At 67.4% G+C, this 14,537-nt stretch carries 15 protein-coding genes; 4 read left to right on the top strand and 11 right to left on the bottom strand.

Going from position 1 to position 14,537, the window contains the following annotated elements:
* Window positions 1–5: 5 nt before the first annotated feature.
* A complete protein-coding gene (locus AC5RUK_RS15690; protein WP_494152800.1) occupies window positions 6–635 on the bottom strand; it encodes a prepilin peptidase in 630 nt (209 codons plus the stop codon).
* A 218-nt stretch (window positions 636–853) separates the two neighbouring features.
* Between AC5RUK_RS15690 and AC5RUK_RS15685 the strand changes: the two genes are divergently transcribed.
* A complete protein-coding gene (locus tag AC5RUK_RS15685) occupies window positions 854–1,624 on the top strand; it encodes a response regulator transcription factor (protein ID WP_493987815.1) in 771 nt (256 codons plus the stop codon).
* Here the strand turns inward: AC5RUK_RS15685 and AC5RUK_RS15680 are convergent.
* From AC5RUK_RS15680 to AC5RUK_RS15635, 10 genes are all read right to left on the bottom strand, one after another.
* Window positions 1,575–1,955: an Hpt domain-containing protein gene (locus AC5RUK_RS15680; protein WP_494152726.1), complete on the bottom strand. Its 381-nt coding sequence runs from the start codon at window positions 1,953–1,955 to the stop codon at window positions 1,575–1,577. The two genes, AC5RUK_RS15685 and AC5RUK_RS15680, sit on opposite strands and share 50 nt — an antisense overlap.
* A 226-nt stretch (window positions 1,956–2,181) precedes the next feature.
* Entirely contained in the window at window positions 2,182–3,063 is an 882-nt protein-coding gene (locus AC5RUK_RS15675; protein ID WP_493987817.1) for a type II secretion system F family protein, read from the bottom strand.
* A 30-nt stretch (window positions 3,064–3,093) separates the two neighbouring features.
* Complete coding sequence (locus tag AC5RUK_RS15670; RefSeq protein ID WP_494152725.1) at window positions 3,094–4,029, bottom strand: type II secretion system F family protein; 936 nt, start codon at window positions 4,027–4,029, stop codon at window positions 3,094–3,096.
* On the bottom strand, window positions 4,026–5,564 hold the full coding sequence (locus AC5RUK_RS15665; protein ID WP_494152724.1) for a TadA family conjugal transfer-associated ATPase: 1,539 nt from the start codon (window positions 5,562–5,564) through the stop codon (window positions 4,026–4,028). Before AC5RUK_RS15665 ends, AC5RUK_RS15670 begins: the two co-directional genes overlap by 4 nt.
* 2 nt (window positions 5,565–5,566) lie before the next feature.
* On the bottom strand, window positions 5,567–6,760 hold the full coding sequence (locus AC5RUK_RS15660; RefSeq protein WP_494152723.1) for a CpaE/TadZ family protein: 1,194 nt from the start codon (window positions 6,758–6,760) through the stop codon (window positions 5,567–5,569).
* The gene (cpaB, locus tag AC5RUK_RS15655) at window positions 6,757–7,476 is read right to left on the bottom strand and encodes a Flp pilus assembly protein CpaB (protein WP_494152722.1); all 720 of its coding nucleotides are present in this window, start codon (window positions 7,474–7,476) and stop codon (window positions 6,757–6,759) included. Before cpaB ends, AC5RUK_RS15660 begins: the two co-directional genes overlap by 4 nt.
* An 11-nt stretch (window positions 7,477–7,487) precedes the next feature.
* Window positions 7,488–8,513: a pilus assembly protein TadG-related protein gene (locus tag AC5RUK_RS15650; protein WP_494152721.1), complete on the bottom strand. Its 1,026-nt coding sequence runs from the start codon at window positions 8,511–8,513 to the stop codon at window positions 7,488–7,490.
* Window positions 8,501–8,905, bottom strand: a complete 405-nt coding sequence (locus AC5RUK_RS15645; protein WP_494152720.1) for a TadE/TadG family type IV pilus assembly protein — start codon at window positions 8,903–8,905, stop codon at window positions 8,501–8,503. Before AC5RUK_RS15645 ends, AC5RUK_RS15650 begins: the two co-directional genes overlap by 13 nt.
* A 97-nt stretch (window positions 8,906–9,002) precedes the next feature.
* Window positions 9,003–9,233, bottom strand: coding sequence for a Flp family type IVb pilin (locus AC5RUK_RS15640; RefSeq protein WP_494152719.1), 231 nt, complete (start codon window positions 9,231–9,233; stop codon window positions 9,003–9,005).
* 371 nt (window positions 9,234–9,604) lie between these two features.
* Window positions 9,605–10,303: a TetR/AcrR family transcriptional regulator C-terminal domain-containing protein gene (locus AC5RUK_RS15635; RefSeq protein WP_494108157.1), complete on the bottom strand. Its 699-nt coding sequence runs from the start codon at window positions 10,301–10,303 to the stop codon at window positions 9,605–9,607.
* Window positions 10,304–10,490: 187 nt separating this feature from the next.
* Here AC5RUK_RS15635 and AC5RUK_RS15630 point away from each other — a divergent pair, with 187 nt between their 5' ends.
* Genes AC5RUK_RS15630 through AC5RUK_RS15620 form a run of 3 tightly spaced genes read left to right on the top strand, consistent with a single transcriptional unit; the run spans window position 10,491 to window position 14,358 of the window.
* Window positions 10,491–11,888, top strand: a complete 1,398-nt coding sequence (locus AC5RUK_RS15630) for a flavin monoamine oxidase family protein (protein ID WP_494152718.1) — start codon at window positions 10,491–10,493, stop codon at window positions 11,886–11,888.
* Between the two features lie 2 nt (window positions 11,889–11,890).
* Window positions 11,891–12,814, top strand: a complete 924-nt coding sequence (locus AC5RUK_RS15625; RefSeq protein ID WP_494152717.1) for a universal stress protein — start codon at window positions 11,891–11,893, stop codon at window positions 12,812–12,814.
* Window positions 12,811–14,358, top strand: a complete 1,548-nt coding sequence (locus AC5RUK_RS15620; RefSeq protein WP_494152716.1) for an APC family permease — start codon at window positions 12,811–12,813, stop codon at window positions 14,356–14,358. Before AC5RUK_RS15625 ends, AC5RUK_RS15620 begins: the two co-directional genes overlap by 4 nt.
* The last annotated feature ends 179 nt before the right edge of the window (window positions 14,359–14,537 follow it).

Below are 14,537 nucleotides of genomic sequence, written 5' to 3'. Positions count from 1 at the left end.
TCGGACTATCCGGCCAGCGGCCCGGCCAGCGAGACCACGAGCGTGGCGGCAATCATGGACGGACCGAAAGGGACGTCCGAATCCCGCTTGAGTACGCGGGCCAGCATCAGCAGGACGATGACCGCGGCGTTCAGCAGGAACGCCCCCAGCAGGACGGCCACCCACGCCGTTACGCCGTCATACCCGGCAAACAGGCCCACCACGGCAGCAAGCTTCACGTCTCCCATGCCGATGCCGCCGGGCTTGATCAGAGCTGCCAGCAGATAGGCGGCAAACATCGCCAACGAGCCGAGCACCCCGGCCAAAACCGGCTGCCACGCGGAGTCGGTGAAGGCGGGCAGGAGCAGCAGGGCCAATGCCGCTCCCAGGAACGGGAGGACCACGCGATTCGGCAGCAACTTGTGTCGCAGATCAATGGCGGCCAGCAGCACGCCGAGGACAGCCAGAAGGCCGAAGGCCGGCAACTCAGCGGCTTCCCGGGCCGGGGCCAGGAGGCCGCACAGGACGCCGGTGGCAGCGGCCATCGGCCCGCGCCACCCGGCGGGCAGGGATGTGCGATCCTCCCGGTGGGCGAGCGCGAAGACGCACCATCCGGCGAAGGCTCCGGCAACGGTCAGCACGAGTGCCAGCAGCATGGTCACCGGTTCCGCCCACAGGTCACAGCCCTTGTTCCTTCATGTCCCTCGGCTCTTCGGATCGTTGGTCACCCTTTCATCACATTGCTGCCCAACATAGGCTCACAGTAGAACGAATCGATTAACCTCTAGGAGTATCAGAGATCCGGGCTTCTGCAGAGGCCGGACGGGCCTTCGGGCATGAGCCCGACGCGGACCGTGCAGGGAGGAGATGCAAGATGAGTGACCCGGGTGCGGCCGTAGTGATAGAAGACGACGTGGACATCCGCAATCTTGTGAGCGCCGTCCTCCTGCAATCAGGCTTCGACGTGCAGGCAGCCGCGAGCGGGCGGGAAGGTATCCATGCCGTGCGGCAACGGATCACCACCGTTGTCACCCTGGACATCTCGCTGCCGGACATCGACGGCTTCGAAGTGCTCCGGCGGATCCGTCAATTCAGCAACTGCTACATCGTGATGCTCACCAGCAGGAACGAAGAACTCGACACGCTTACGGCGTTGCAGCTTGGCGCGGACGACTACATGACCAAACCATTCCGTCCCCGCGAGCTGCGGGCCAGGATCCAGGCGATGATGCGCCGGCCCCGCACTCCCCATCCGCTGGAAACCACCCCGGCAAACGCACCGCCGCTGCCGGCGGCCCCGCCCGCCGACAGCAGAATCCTCGAGCACAATGGGCTCGTCCTTGATGCGGACCGGCGTACGGCGTCGCGCGAGGGTGAGGATCTGCGTCTGACCAGGAGCGAGTTTAACGTGCTCCAGGAGATGCTGCGCAGTTCGGGGGCGGTCCGCTCGAAGGCCGAGCTGGTCAAGGTAGTGCGCGGGGACTATTACCCCGAGGACGCCTATATCAGTGAAGCCGATGAGCGGGCGATCGAAGTCCACGTGGGCAATTTGCGGCGCAAACTGAAGGAAGATCCGCACCGCCCCCGCTGGTTCGTTACGGTGCGGGGAATCGGTTATCGGCTGGCGCCGGAGCGCCCGGTGTAGCGGGTGCTCCTCCTTCGGCCTTCATTCCCTGCATTTCGCTGACTGTGGCCGTACCGCATTGATGGATGAGAGCAAGCAGGGCGGTTGCCTCCGCAAAATCCGCCGCCCGAACATGAGCCTCGACCTTGCCGGACAGCCACGCCAGTCGACTGGCACCCACCATGATCGAGGCGGTCTTCAGGCTGAGGACCGCGTCCAGGGAATCGGTCCGGTCCTGGCTTTCCAACGCGGTCTCCAAGCAGCTGAACCGTTCCGGCCATGCTTCGGAAAAGTCCTGGACCAAACCGCGGGCGATGCCGTGGTCGGCTAAACCGTCGCCAAGATCTTCCACGACCGCGGGGTCAACCAGCGGCAGGACCTGGTGCTGGTCAGCGGTCATCATGGCACGCGCCGCGGGGGACGGGTCCCGGCCGGGGCCAGACCGGCCAGTGCACAGTGGGTGGATGGGGTGGGCATGGTTCGAGACTACTTTCCGATGGCGGGTGGGTCTGCCGGTTTTCCGGTTTCTTTGGCTAATGTTGCGGTATTGCTGTGGTTGCCGGCGTGCCGGTCCTCGGTCAGCCGCCCAGGGTAGCGATGATGTTCAATGCCGCAGGGCCGAGCAACGCGATAAAAAGCACCGGAAGAATGCAGAACATCAGCGGGAAGACTACCTTGACCGGGATCTGCATGGCCTTTTCCTCGGCGCGCTGGCGCCGCTTGACGCGCATCTCGGCCGCCTGCGTGCGGAGCACGCCGGAGACGGACACGCCATAGGCGTCCGCCTGGATGACTGCGCGAACGAACTGCTGCAGGTCCTTCGACGTGGTCCTGCCGGCCAGGGAGTCGTAGGCCTCGCGGCGGGAGCGGCCCACCTGCATGTCCTGCAGGACGCGAATCAGTTCGGCGGCCAGCGGGCCGGAACCGTTCGCTCCTACCCGGGCGACCGCCGCGTCGAAGCCCAGGCCGGCCTCCACGGCGATGGTCATTTGGTCCAGCGTGTCCGGCAGTTCCTCGCTGATCTTTGCCTGGCGTTTCTGCCCCGCGCTGTGCAGCAGAAGATCGGGGAGGCAGTAGGCGACGACGGCGACGACGATGGCCAGCAGGACGCTGGACCCTGCGGATGTGGCGGCCACGTACAGGAGCCCGAGTACGATGCCTGCCACGGCAAGTACGATCTTCGCCGCCATGAGCCGCTTCAGCGGCCAGGCCTCCGGACGTCCGGCCAGCGCCAGTTGACGTTCCAAGCGCTGGGCAAAGGTCGCCGGCGTGAACCGGCTGGCCAGCGCCTCGAACCGGCGCCGGCGTTTGCGTTTGACCGCGCGCGGTCCGGCCAGGCCACGGGACAAATTGGCCCGGATGGCCTCGTGCTGGGGATGCTTGCCGCCCAGCAGGGACCAGACAAACAGCGGGAGCGACAGCACCAGGGCTGCGGCAGCCACCATGATACTCAGCGGCATCGGCGGACTCCTTTACTTACGGTGCTGAACTTAGAACTTGAAGCTGACGACTTTGCGCATCCACAGCCCGCCCGCGACGAGCAAGGCGCCGGCCACGAACAGCAGGGAGAAACCGAGCGGGCTCTGGGTGAAACTGTCCAGGTAGCCGGGGCTGGACACGAACAGGAATCCGCTGAGGCCAAAGGGCAGGACCATCAGGACCAAGGCGGAGATCCGTCCTTCGGCGCTGAGCGCCTTGACCTGGCCCCGGATCTGGGAGCGCTCCCTGATCGTCTGGCCCACCTGGTCCAGGACCTCTGCCAGGTTGCCACCTACCTCGCGGTGGATGTCTATGGCCTGGGCGACCCAGTGAAAGTCTTCGCTGCCCATCCTGTCGGCGGTATCGTGCAGCGATTCGCCGAGGTCCCGGCCCAGCCGCGTTTCGTTGACCACCCGCCGGAGCTCTTCGGACGTCGGTGCCGCCGATTCGGCCGAGACCGCGTCTACGGCGCGCAGCAGGCTGTGGCCGGCACGCAGGCCGCTGGCCAGCAATTGGAGCGTGTCGTCGAGCTGGTCGGCGAAGGCCGTCCGGCGCCGGCCGGCCCGGAAAGCCAGGAACGCTTTGGCGGCGGCCGGGGCCACAAGAGCCAGGAGCAGGCCGGCGGCGGGTCCGGCGAGCATGAGCCCGAGGGCCGCGCCGACCGCGGCACCGGACAGAACCAGCACCACCAGTTCCGCGGGGCTGAGCCTCAGCCCGGCGGCTTCGAGGGCGCCGGCCATCGCCGGGGCTTGTCGGCGGCGGGCCAGGAGCCGTTCGATGGCAGCGGTGGAGCGGGCGGCCACGTCACTGAGCCGGGAGCCATGTTCCGGGGCGCCACGGCGGGACGCCGAAAGCTTCAGGGACCGCGTGCCGAAGCCGGCTGACACCAGCAGGGCCAGCGAGCCGTAGCAGAACAGCATCCCTACAACCAGGACCGCCGGGGTCATCGCGTCGCCGCCTGGGGCCGCAACGGGCCGGCGGCCGGCTCGAAGATGTCGGCCGGCAGGTCGATGCCCAGTTCCCGGAACCGGTCGGTAAACCGGGGACGAACTCCGGTTGGAACGGGTTTGCCCAGGAACCTTCCGCTGGCATCCACACCGGCGCTGTAGTCGAAGACGAACGCGTCCTGCAGCGTCACGATTTCGCCTTCCATGCCCTGTACCTCGGTCACATGCGTCACTCGGCGAGTACCGTCGCGCAGGCGGGTCAATTGAACAATGACGTCCACCGCGGAGGCGATCTGTTCCCGGATCGCCCGCAGGGGCAGATCCATCCCGGCCATCAGCACCAAGGTTTCCAGGCGCGCGATGGCGTCCCTGGGGGAGTTCGAATGCACGGTGGACAGCGATCCGTCGTGGCCGGTGTTCATGGCTTGGAGCATGTCCAGGGTTTCTCCGCCGCGGACCTCGCCCACGACGATCCGGTCCGGGCGCATGCGCAGCGAGTTGCGGACGAGGTCGCGGATGGTGATCGCGCCCTTGCCTTCGATGTTGGTCGGGCGGCTTTCCAACCGGACCACGTGGTCCTGCTGCAGTTGGAGTTCCACGGCGTCTTCGATGGTGACAATGCGCTCGCCGGCCGGAATGAAGGAGGAGAGCACGTTGAGCAGGGTGGTCTTTCCGGTGCCGGTGCCGCCGGAGACGATGATGTTCAGCCGTGACCGGACGCAGGCGTCCAACAACGCGGCCATCTCCGGCGAGAGCGTGCCGAAACCAATGAGGTCCTGGACCTGGAACGGGTCGGCGGCGAACTTCCGGATGGTCAGTGAGGACCCGTTGACTGCAAGCGGCGGGATGACGGCATTCACGCGCGAGCCGTCGGCCAAACGGGCGTCGACGAGTGGCGACGATTCGTCGATCCGGCGGCCGACCCGGGACACGATGCGTTCAATGACGCGGCGCAGCTGTTCCTCGGACAGGAACCGGGCCGAACTGCGCGACAGCTTGCCCTTGTGCTCCACATAGATCATGTCGGGTCCGTTCACCATGATTTCGGAGACGTCCGGATCTTCCAGCAGCGGCTGCAGCGGACCGTAGCCGAGCACGTCGTCGCTGACTTCACGGATCAGGCGCTGGCGCTCCTGGTGGCTGAGCGGGTTCTCTTCTTCCTCCACCACCTTGGCAAGTTCCTGCTGCACCACGAGATGCAGTTTGTCTTCATCTAGGGAGGAATCCAGCAGCCGCGATCCCATGCGTTCGAAGAGGACCGTGCTGGCACGTTCCTTCATCTTGGACAGGGCATCCTGCGCCGGGGGCTGGGCCGCCGGGGGAGCGGTGCGGCCGGCAGCGGCCGGCTGCGCAGCCGCCACGGTGGAGGAGGACGCCGCCACCGTCGCCGTCGCAGCCGGAGCAGGGGAGCCGGAAGTAGCCGGTGCCGGCGCAGCCACCGTGCCGGTTGCAGCCGGCGCGGCCGCATGATGACGGGCGGGGAGAGCTGTGGGGGCGGTGCCGTGCACTGCCTGAAGCCGTTGGGCAAGGTTCATGGCTATCCTCTTCGGTGACGACCGCGGCGCTTGAGCAGACCGGCCGGGGCGGGGGCAAAGCGGTCCACCACCTTGTGCAAGGCGCGGGCCGCAGGATCGCGCGGGGCGCTTTCGAGCACCGGCACGCCTTGGTTGGTGGAAATCCGGACCGCGCGGGTGTCCGGGATGACGTCGTCGACTTTGCAGCCGAGGGTGGTCTCCGCATCGCGGCGGGTGAGCCCGTCGCGCGGATCCGCCCCGTTCAACACGATGTGGCGGGTGAGCGGTTCCATGCCCAGCTCGCGCAGGATTTCGAGCTCCTTTCGGAGTCCGCGGATGCTGGGAACGTCCATGCCGCCCACGAAGATATAGTCCGTGGCACGATCCAGCGCCGCCAGCGTGTGCTCCGACAGCCCCGGTGACGTGTCGATGATGACGTGTGCGTACTGCGCGGCCAGTTGGTCCAGCAGCAGCGATACCTGCTCGCCGGTGACCTGATCGGCATCGGCCGGCGACGGCGGGGCGCACAGCGCATACAGCCCGCTGGGGTGCCGGGCCAGGAAGGACTTGAGCACAATGCTGTCTTTCTGCGCGTTCGGCTGCACGGCGTCGACCAGCGAATGCTCCGGCTCCAGGCAGAGCGCGCTGGCCACGTCGCCGAACTGCAGGTCGAGGTCGACGATGACGGTCTGCTGCTCCGAGGCCGCAGCCAGCCCGACGGCGAGGTTGGTCGCCACCGTGGTCTTTCCGGCGCCGCCCTTGGGCGAGACGACGGCGATCACGCGGCCGTTCGAGGCCTGGCCGTCGGACGAGGGAACGCTGTGCCGGCGGTGATTGGCGCTGCGAACCGCACGGTGCAGCAGCGCGGCAATATCGCGGACATCGGCACTGGGATCCACGACGTCGCGGATACCGGCACGCATGGCGGCCAGCACGACGTCGGGGCTCGGCCCCGCGACCAGCAGCACCGAAACCTCGGGCCGCTGCGATTCGAACTCCGCCGCCAGGTCCAGCGCCTGCCTGGGGGCCAGCCCGGGGCCAAGCACCACGGCATCCACGAGTTGCGGGTTGGACAGCACGGCGAAAACATCGTTGGGTTCGGTGGGGAAGCCCGCTCCGTTCCACAGCTGGGTATGGCCGGCCAGGGAGCCTACCGCGGCGGCGGCGAAGCGTTGTTCGAAGTCGGTGTCTGTGCCCACCAGTACATAGCGGCTCATTTGTACACCTCGTCCTTGTCCACCAGGCGCGTTCCCTTTTCGCTGGCGTCGGCCGGTTCCTTCGAGAGCCAGGTGCGGGCGTACTCCTGGGCGTACACGATCTTTTCGGCGTCCGGTGCCATAACAGCCAGGGTGACGAGTACGTTGTTGGCAGGCACGGTGGCATCGCCGGACTCCGCGGCGACCGCCACCCCCTGCACCCGGGTGACCAGGACCTTATGCAGGGTTAGGTGTGTGACGCCTTTGGTGTCGCCGGGGCCGGCTTCCATCGAGACGAAGACGCCCACGGTGTCACCCGCCGCCACCTGGCCACCGACAACGCGTGCCGGGTCCAGGGAGATGGTGACCTCCTGCATGCCCTCGGGCACGGCGACCGTTCCGGGTTCTTCCAGCTCCGCGGGCAGGGCAAAACGTGCGGCCAGTAACTGTTCCCCGGCGACGAGGTCGACAGCGGCCACCCGGCCGGACAGCTCCTGAAGATCCTTCACGGCATCAGCGGGGACAACCTTGGCCGGTACGAGCTCGGTTGCCACGTAGGCTGCCACCTGGTCGGCGGGCGTGCCGGCCGGCACGTTCTCGGCGACGACCAAAACCTCCACCGTTTCGGTGCCGGCCAAGGCGCGCTGATCGGCGCTGCCGATGTAGGCGAGGACCATCATCGTTCCGACGACGGCCATCAGCAGGGCGGCCAGGCCCCCTATGATTCTCTTTTTCACCGACGGTGCTCCTAGTGGACAAGCGTGACGAGGGAGGCGCCGAAGGTGTCGTTGGCGCCTCCGAAGATGAAGTCTTGTTCGCCGGCGTCGAGCGTCACGAAAGTTTCGAACTCGCCGATGAGTGCCCGGCAGTTGCCGGTGCACTGCACCGAGGCCGGGCTGAGGTTGTTGTAGGACGTGCTGCTGAAGTTCCAGCCGGCGACTTTGAAGGCCGCGAACCCGATGATGTGGTACCAGCCATTTGTCCCCTGGCCGCCGACCTTGTCATACAGCGGCAGCAGGACGGTGGTGCCGGCAATCTGCTGCAGCATGTTGGTCTGCTTGCAGGAGGACGGCACATCGTTACCCGAATCGCTGGCGACTTCGGGATCGACGGGGAAGCCCGGAAGGCCGGTCGCGCCGAGGTTGATCTTGGCTTGGCACGGACGGGCCGGATCTTGCTTCAGCCAGCCGAAGCCGCCCGGAATCGTGTAGTCCGCCCCGGTGCTGCCCGGCACCGTTGAGCTGGAACATCCAGACGTTGTCAGCCCGTTCGGGTTGAATTCCACCCGCTGCAGCCCGCCATCGAGCATGCCCACGAACTGGCAGTAGGAAATGGCGATGGGGAGGACGGATTTGCCGGCGACGGGGGCTCCCCATCGGGCCCGGGATTCGGTGGTGATGGAGGCGGAGTCGTCCAGGCCGAGGATGGGCGCGAAGTGTTGGGCCAGGAAGTGGCCGTCGGAAGACCGGGTGGTGGTGGTGACGGTTGCGGTGGCAGCGGCAGGGTCCAGTTGGACGCTGGCGTTCGCCAGGCCGTCGTTCGCGTTCTGGCTGGCGAGCGACGTGGCGAGGGCCGTGAAGTCGGCATCGCAGTGGCCTGCCGCGCAGTTCTGCGCGACGGCCAGCGCGCCGGCGTCGGCGCCGTTCTTCAGCTGGGCGCGCTCGAAGTACAGCGCCCCGATGTCCACGACGACGGCGGCCATGCCGAGCAGGACCACCATGAAGAGGGCGGTGGTGACGGCGGTGGCGCCGCGTTCGTCGCTCAGACGCTGCACTGCATGACTCCTTTGCCGGTCAGGGTGATGCTGGCCCCGAAGAGGCCGGACAGAAAATTCATGGGGTAGGCCACGGTGACGGTGGCGACCGATCCCGGCGCGCAGGCGCCGGTGTTGCCGGGGCTGACCGCGATAGTGATCTGGTCGGCCGTGATGGCCGGTGCCAGCGCGGGGGCCGAGGCGATCACTGCCGCCCGGGATTCCGCCGCGCTGGACGCCGTGCCGTTGATGGTCATCACGCGCGCCCCGTCCCGTGCCGCTGCGGTGAGCTGCATCTGGGCGTTGTAGACGCGCCCGAACTCGACGATCCCCAGCAGCAGCAACAACAGAACCGGCAAGACCAGGGCGAATTCGACGGCTGCCGCTCCGCGTTCCGATTTCATCCGCTTCATGTCTTCTGTTCTTTCGGGATTTCGTGGCCCGGGACGGCCACACTAAGCGGCCGTCCCGGATCGTGAGGGGCTGAATAAGCGTGGTCAGAAACCGGGCTTAGACACCACCGGTCGTGGTGGGGGCCTTTACGATGTTCAGCTGACCGGCGAGACCGCCGAAGAAGGTGCTGAGCTGCGGGCCGAAGATGGTCAGGCCGCCGATGAGGACGACGGCGATGAGGCCCACCATGAGGGCGTATTCGACGGCGGTGGCGCCGGTCTCCTCGCGCTGGAGGCGGTTCTTCACGGTGAAACCGAGGGTCTGAAGGGTGGCGATGATGGAAAGCATGAGAACTCCTGTGCGATTGAATCGCTGGCATTCTGGCCAGCGGCCGGCTGGCACCTCGCCAGCTCTTCAAGAAAATTAGCAAGCCGAAAGCCCCGAAACGGCCGGCTTTTGCCAATCCTGCGACACCTGCAGGGCAATGCTTCCCCCGGTGGGTAAACGATGCACTTCCCCTGCGGTTTAATGGTTTTTCCTGCGGAAAGGTGGGCACCAAAAGACGGCTTCCGCCCCCGCGCAAGGCCCGCCTCCGCCCCCGCGCAAGGCCCGCCTCCGCCCCCGCGCAAGGCCCACCCCCGCCCCGCGCCAAAGGCCCACGTCGGTCGGCGAACAGGCCCTAGGCGACTTCCCGCAGCAGCAGGGGAATCAACCAGGGGTCAGGCGGACCGGGCAGCCTCGAGTTGCATCTCCAGGCCGGCGATCAATGCCTCAAGGCCCAGCCGGAAGGCCGCGTCGGCCGCCGACCCTGCGGGGCCGGCATCCTGCGACCGCACGGCGGACGTGAAGGCCGGGTTGGCCGCGGCGAGCTCGCCCGATTCGAAGATGTCCGCCGGCGCGGTCACGTCGAAGGCCGAACCGAAAATGAAGGACTCCAGGGCCACGATCGCCGGCACCACCTGCGGCTCCGGCCAGCCGGCCTTCAGGAAGCCGGCAGTGACGGCCTCGTACATGGCCAGCGTGTGCGGGGCACCGGTGACCGGCAGCACCGCGATCACGGGAATCAGCGGGGCGTGGTGGGTGAAAGCGTCGCGGTAGGACCAGGCCCAGCGGCGCACCGCGTCCGGCCACGCCCGGTCTGAAAACACGCTCACGTCCACGCCGGCCATCACGTGGTCCTGAAGGAGCAGCAGGACGTCGTGCTTCGACGCCACGTGGTTGTAAAGCGCGGAGGGTGCCACGCCGAGGCTGCGCGCCAGGGCCGACATGGTGAGCCCTTCATAGCCGCGCGATTCGATCAGTCCGAGCGCCGCCGTCGTCATCAGTTCCTTGGACAGCAGTTTCTGCACGGGGCGGCCGGCGGGGCGGTTCCCGTTGCGGACGGAGGCGTCCTCGCCCGCTGGGCGTGCTGTTACCACGGGCTCCTTCTTCCCTCGGCCGTGCGGGCCGCGGCGGTGCGGCCTGTAGAGCCATCCTACGCAACGGTTTTCAAAAGGCTGTGGCACGGGTTACAGTGTTGTGGCTAAATGAATGACATTCATTTAGCGGCGGCGGCCAGGCACTCATGCGGCCGGCCCGCCACGGCACGAATGGGAGTTGAACACAGTGAGCAAGTTGAAGCGGGACGTAGTAGTCATCGGCGCCGGGCCCTCCGGGCTGACCGCGGCGCGGGACTTGAAGCGGGCCGGAATGTCCGTGGCCGTGTTGGAGGCGCGTGACCGCGTGGGCGGCCGCACCTGGACCGATGTGGTGGACGGAGCCATGCTCGAGATCGGCGGGCAGTGGGTTTCGCCCGACCAGACGGCCCTGCTGGAGCTGCTCGAGGAGCTGGGGCTGGAGACTTACAGCCGCTACCGCGACGGGGAGAGCATCTACCTGGGCGCGACGGGCGAAGCCAAGCGCTACACCGGCGCCATGTTCCCGGTCAGCGCCTCCACGGAGTCCGAGATGAACCGGCTGATCGGGCTGTTGGACGCCTTGGCCGCGGAGGTCGGCGCCGAGGAACCGTGGGCCCACCCGAAGGCCCGCGAGTTGGACACCATCTCCTTCGACCAGTGGCTGCGCCAGCAGTCCGCGGATGAGGAAGCCTGCAACAACATCGGCCTGTTCGTGGCCGGCGGCATGCTGACCAAGCCGGCGCACTCGTTCTCGGTGCTGCAGGCGGTGCTGATGGCCGCGTCCGCCGGCTCGTTCAGCAACCTCGTGGACGACGAGTTCATCCTGGACAAGCGCGTGGTGGGCGGCATGCAAGAGGTCTCCGTGCGCCTGGCGGCACAGCTGGGCGACGACGTTGTGCTCAACGCACCCGTCCGCGCGCTGCGCTGGAACGACGACGGCGTGACCGCCACCGCGGACGGTGTCACCGTCGAGGCCCGATACGCCGTGATGGCCGTGCCGCCGAACCTGTATTCGCGCGTCTCCTACGAACCGCCGCTGCCGCGCCGGCAGCACCAGATGCACCAGCACCAGTCGCTGGGCCTGGTGATCAAGGTCCACGCCGTCTATGAGACGCCGTTCTGGCGGGCCGACGGCCTCTCGGGAACGTGCTTCGGCGCCAACTCGGTGGTCCAGGAGGTGTACGACAACACCAACCACGGTGACTCCCGCGGAACCCTGGTCGGCTTCGTGAGCGATGAGAAGGCCGACGCGATGTTCGAACTCGGCGCGGGGGAGCGGAAGGCCGCGATCCTCTCCTCCATTGCCGACTACCTGGGCCCGGCCGCGCTGGATCCGGTGGTGTACTACGAGTCGGACTGGGGATCCGAGGAATGGACCCGCGGCGCCTACGCCTCCAGCTACGATCTGGGCGGCCTGTCACGCTACGGCAAGGACCAGTCGACTCCGGTGGGACCGATTTATTGGTCCTGTTCCGACCTGGCCGGCGCCGGCTACCAGCACGTGGACGGCGCAGTGCGGATGGGCCGCGCGACTGCCGCCCGCATCCTCGAAGCACACGCGGCCGACGCCGGTGAACTCGTCCCTGCCGCCGGCCGGAAGGGCTAGGCATGCGACGCTATGTTGTTGCCTACACCGCCACGGACAGCGGACGCGAAGCGGTCAACCTCGCGACGGCGCTGGCCCGCCGGCAGGGCGGCAGCCTCGACCTGGTCATGGTGCTGCCCGAATCCTCGCCTTACTCGGGCGCCTATCCGCGGCCGGAATCCGGTTTCGGCGGAATTCTCTCCGAACAGATCCAGCAGTGGCTGGCCGAGGGGCTCGAGATGGTGCCCGACGACGTTCCGGCCCGCGCCCATGTTCGCACCGCCGATTCCAACGCCGAGGGCCTGATTGCCGCCGCCGAGGAATTCGGCGCGGCGCTGATCGTGATCGGTGCCGGGCGCAACAGTGTTTTCCGCCGCTTCAGCGTCGGCACCGTCGCCAGCGGACTGCTCCACGCGTCCACGGTCCCCGTGGCGTTGGCGCCGCGCGGCTACCGGCGCACCGAACCCGTCTCGCGGATGACGGTGGGCATCGGCAACCGGGCGGGGGCGGACGATGTCATGCAGGTTGCCGTGAACGCCGGCCATCGGCGGGGCCTGGACCTGCGGCTGCTCTCGCTGGTGCCGCTGGATTCCTCCGACGCGGACGCGATAGTCCGTGCCGAAGCGCACGTGAAGGAACGGCTGGCACAGGCAGAAGCTGTGCTGCCCGGTCGGGTGACCGCCGGCGTCGCTGAAGGCCGTTCGATCGAAGACGCCATCGACGCGCTGGAGTGGGACGAAGGCGAAGTGATGCTGATCGGCTCCAGCCGGCTGGCGCCGCACAACCGCATGTTCCTCGGGGCGACGGCCAGCAAGGTGCTGCGAGCGCTGCCGGTTCCCATGCTGGTGGTCCCGCGCGGCTGCGCGGGCGCCGCACAACTTACCGAAGATCCGGGTCAGCCCAAGGGCCCTGAACATTCCGACGGCACCGGCCGCAAGGAGGCATGACCATGACCAGTACCATCACCAAGGCCGGGAGCACCGCGGGCGGCCTGAGCCGGAAGGGCCTGAAATCGGGTTCGGTCGGCCTGCTCGGCGCCGTGGTCATCGGCGTCTCCTGCATTGCCCCGGCGTATACGCTGACCGGGGCGCTCGGCCCCACCATCGCCGAGGTCGGCGTGCACCTGCCCGCGATTTTCCTGGTGGGCTTCATTCCGATGCTGCTGGTGGCCCTCGGCTACCGCGAACTGAACAACGCCATGCCTGATTCCGGCACGTCCTTCACCTGGGCCACCCGTGCCTTCGGTCCCTGGGTGGGCTGGATGGGCGGCTGGGGGCTGATCGCCGCAACGGTGATCGTGCTCTCCAACCTGGCGGCGGTGGCGGTCGACTTTTTCTACCTGATGCTCGCCCAGCTCACCGGCAACGCAGCGCTCGCCGACCTGACCAACAACCTGCCGCTGAACATCGCCACGACCTGGATCTTCATCGGGCTGGCCTGCTGGATCTCGTACCGCGGCATGGAAACCACCAAGACCTTCCAGTATGTGCTGGTGGCCTTCCAGGTGGTGGTGCTCGTTTGGTTCGCCGTGGCAGCCTTCGGCCACGTGGCGGGCGGCACGGCGTTCGACGCGCTGGAGATCTCCGCCGACTGGTTCAACCCGTTCGGCGTCGAGTCCTTCTCGGCCTTCGCCGCCGGCATCTCGCTGTCCATCTTCATCTTCTGGGGCTGGGACGTCACCCTCACCATGAACGAGGAGACGAAGGACCCGGAGAAGACTCCGGGCCGTGCCGCCGCGGCAACCATCATGGTCATCGTCGTGATCTACATGACCGTGGCACTGGCCGTGCTGGCCTATGCGGGTGTAGGCACCGAAGGCCTGGGCGCCGGCAATCCGGAGAATCAGGAGAGCATCTTCGCCACGCTCGCCGGCCCGGTGATGGGACCGTTCGCCATCCTGATGTCGCTGGCCGTGCTGAGCAGTTCGGCGGCGTCGCTGCAGTCCACCTTCGTCTCGCCCGCCCGGACGATGCTCGCCATGGGCCACTACCGGGCGCTGCCGGCCGGATACGGCACGATCAGCCCGAAGTACAAGTCGCCCAGCTACGCCACCGTCGCCGCAGCCGTGGCGGCCGGCGGCTTCTACACCGTCACCCGGGTGATGTCCGAGAACGCGCTGTGGGACACCATCACCGCGCTGGGCATGATGATCTGCTTCTACTACGGCGTCACCGCCTTGGCGTGCGTCTGGTACTTCCGGGCCGATGCTTTTGCCTCGCTGCGCGGATTCGGGCTCAAGTTCCTGGCGCCGCTGCTGGGAGGCGTCATCCTGCTGGTGATGTTCGTGCAGACGGCCGTGGACTCGATGGACCCTGCCTACGGTTCCGGTTCGTCGATCGGCGGCCTGGGCCTGGTATTCGTGCTCGGCTGCGGCGTGATCCTGCTCGGGGCGGTGCTGATGGTGCTCATGTATCGGCGCAACCCGGAGTTCTTCCGCGGCGCGACCCTGCGCAGGGGAGTGGCAGCCGACGACCTGGCGGATCGCGGCTAAGCGAAGAGAACAGCCATCCTGTAGGAACCGTCGACGGCGGTGCCTCCCCCACGGCGGGGCGGGGGCACCGCCGTCGTGCTTTCCGCAGCGCTTGCGGAAGCGAGGGCGCGGCAGGCGCTGCGGCGGTCATGGCCTCGGCTCGGGCTTGTGGCTACAGTGGCACAAAGCCGACTGGAGGT

It is taken from the genome of Arthrobacter sp. Y3223065 (genome assembly GCF_059090885.1).
The sequence above is the reverse complement of the archived record's forward strand: the minus strand, read 5'-3'. Positions and strand labels throughout refer to the sequence as shown.

Coding starts and splice junctions, on each gene's coding strand:
- AC5RUK_RS15660 (WP_494152723.1), bottom strand. CDS start 6,760: ATGAGCCGCTATGTACTGGTGGGCACAGACACCGACTTCGAACAACGC.
- AC5RUK_RS15675 (WP_493987817.1), bottom strand. CDS start 3,063: ATGCCGCTGAGTATCATGGTGGCTGCCGCAGCCCTGGTGCTGTCGCTC.
- AC5RUK_RS15665 (WP_494152724.1), bottom strand. CDS start 5,564: ATGAACCTTGCCCAACGGCTTCAGGCAGTGCACGGCACCGCCCCCACA.
- AC5RUK_RS15685 (WP_493987815.1), top strand. CDS start 854: ATGAGTGACCCGGGTGCGGCCGTAGTGATAGAAGACGACGTGGACATC.
- AC5RUK_RS15620 (WP_494152716.1), top strand. CDS start 12,811: ATGACCATGACCAGTACCATCACCAAGGCCGGGAGCACCGCGGGCGGC.
- AC5RUK_RS15640 (WP_494152719.1), bottom strand. CDS start 9,233: ATGCTTTCCATCATCGCCACCCTTCAGACCCTCGGTTTCACCGTGAAG.
- AC5RUK_RS15670 (WP_494152725.1), bottom strand. CDS start 4,029: ATGACCCCGGCGGTCCTGGTTGTAGGGATGCTGTTCTGCTACGGCTCG.
- AC5RUK_RS15625 (WP_494152717.1), top strand. CDS start 11,891: ATGCGACGCTATGTTGTTGCCTACACCGCCACGGACAGCGGACGCGAA.
- AC5RUK_RS15645 (WP_494152720.1), bottom strand. CDS start 8,905: ATGAAGCGGATGAAATCGGAACGCGGAGCGGCAGCCGTCGAATTCGCC.
- AC5RUK_RS15690 (WP_494152800.1), bottom strand. CDS start 635: ATGCTGCTGGCACTCGTGCTGACCGTTGCCGGAGCCTTCGCCGGATGG.